Raw genomic sequence first — 2,564 nt, forward strand, 5'->3', positions numbered from 1 at the left:
GGGGCAGTGATGGTAATGTCAAAAGTAAATCGGCTTCTGAAGGTGAAACGGTCACTTTTGAGCATGTTTATAATAGTGCAGCCTCTATTGAGTGGACTGCCACCGCTTATGATGAAGAGGGTGCAGCCAGCAATATGGTGAAACGGCAAATAATGGTTGCTCCTAAGCGAACTGGTCTTGAAGCCAAAGAAGAGATTGCTCAAAATAACTACTCAACATACAATGTTAATCAGTCTGCTAACGGCTCTTTGGATCCCAATGGATGTGTCAATTGTCCAAGTCAAGGAGTCGTCGGAGAACCTATTAACAGCGCAATAGGTGCACAGTTTTTTGAACACACTTTATTAAATGTACAAGGCGTATTGCCGATTACTTTCCGTTTGAGTTATAACTCCTTATTACTTGAGGAAGATAAAGTTGGCAAAGGTTGGAATCTAAATGGCTTAGATGCGCGTTTAGAAGAACTTGCTGATGGTCATGTTAAAATTCATTGGTCAAAAAACCAATTTAATGATTTTACCAATGATGGCAGTGGACATTTCAGTTGTTCTCATTTCGCCTGTCGCTTTGATAGTTTGGTTAAGAATGCTGATGCTAGTTTTACGCTCACTCGTCAAAACAAAAATATTTATGAGTTTGCGGCTAATGGTCAACTGACGACACTCAGCAATCATCGTGATCAATCTTTAACCTTTAGCTATGATGGTGCTGGGCAACTGGTTAAAATTACTGAGCCAGTATCGGGCGTATTTCTCAATTATGCCTATAATGCTGATGGTTTGTTAGACAGCGTCACGGATCCGCTAGGGCGACAAGTCAGTATGGGCTATGATAGTGAGCATCGTCTGATCACGATCACGGATGCCAGTGGAAAGACAACGACTTATACCTATAATGCGGCTGGGCAAACGCTGACTGCTGTCACCTCAGAAGGCATACCGCTTTTTAGCAACACTTATGATGATCAGGGCCGTATTGCGACTCAAGATGATGGGAACACTGGTAATCAACTGCTTCGTCTTAGTTATGATGAAGCGAGCCAGCCTGGCAAAATCATCACGACCCTGATTAATCGTGAGGGGAAAACGACTGTTTACACCTACGATGAAAACTATCGATTGCTCAGTGTGCGCGATGAGTTGGGTAATACTGTTGTCTATACTTACGATGCTAACGGCAAGCGTACCAGTCGCACTGATGCTAAGGGCAATTTGACCCAGTTGGCTTATGATAGCCAGGGCAATTTGACGACTATCACCAATGCTTCTGGTAGTGCCACACAATTAGCTTATGATGATAACAGTAATTTATTGTCAGTAACCAATGCGTTGGGTAAGCAATCCAGTTTAATCTATGATGCGAATAATAATTTGATTAGCACGACAGATGCCCTGGGTAATACCACCCAATACACCTACAATAGCAATGGGCAAATCTTGACAACGACTAGCCCTAGCGGTGCTGTGACCACTTATGCCTACCAAAATGGTTTGCCAATCAGTGTCACGGATGCGGAGGGTAATACTCAAACCTTGGGCTATGATGCTGCGGGGCGTTTAGTGACGGTGACGGATGCCGAAGGACACATTACGACGCTTGCTTATGATGGTGTTAATCGTTTAGTGTCGGTGACAGATGCTTTAAACCATACTGCCAGTATGACTTATGACAGTCGTAGCAAGTTGCTCACATTGACAGAGGCCAATGGTCAGGTTAGCCAGCGCAGTTATGATGGTAATGGTAATTTAATCAGTCAAATCAATGCGTTAGAGCAAGAAACCCGTTATGAATATGACGGTGAAGATCACCTGGTTAAAGTCATTGATGCGAAAGGTCATGCTACCCAATTGAGCTATGATGCCAAAGGGCGTTTGGTCAGTGTGACGGATGCGTTGGGTAATACACGCCAATTGAGTTATGACGCTGCGGATAATTTGCTGAAACGGATTGATGCGTTGGGCAATATCACGCACTATGCTTATGATGTTAATGGTAAGCGCGTTAGCATCACCGATGCGAATGGCAATACCACCCAATTTGTGTATGATGCGATTAGTAGTTTAACGGCGATTACTGATGCTGCGGGTAATGCCAAGCAGTTGAGTTATGATGCCACTGGTAATTTATTGTCTATTACCAATGCGCTGAATAAGATAACCCATTTTGCTTACGATGCTAACGATAACCCGATTAGCAAGACGGATGCGCTGGGTAATATCACCCAATACACCTATAACAGTAATGGTCAAGTCTTGACGGCGACTAGCCCCGACGGTGCTGTAACCACTTATGCCTACCAAAATGGTTTGCTAATGAGTGTCACGGATGCGGAGGGTAATACTCAAACATTGGGCTATGATGCTGCGAAGCGTTTGACCAGTGTGACGGATGCTGAAGGGCATACGACCACTTATACTTATGATGCAGTTAATCAGTTAGTGGCGTTGACGGATCCGTTAAATCGCACGGTTAGTATGACTTATGACGCTATTGGTCATTTGCTCACGGTGACGGATGCGATGGGTCATGTCACGAAGCGGAGTTATGATGATACCGGTAAATTA

At 44.0% G+C, this 2,564-nt stretch carries 1 protein-coding gene; it reads left to right on the forward strand.

Features of this window, described 5'->3' with window-relative positions; translation table 11 throughout:
- A partial coding sequence (locus GY683_RS06665; RefSeq protein ID WP_297287997.1) for a DUF6531 domain-containing protein occupies positions 1-2,564 on the forward strand: 2,564 nt, incomplete at both ends.

It is taken from the genome of Moraxella sp., from assembly GCF_024227015.1.
Classification (GTDB): domain Bacteria; phylum Pseudomonadota; class Gammaproteobacteria; order Pseudomonadales; family Moraxellaceae; genus Moraxella.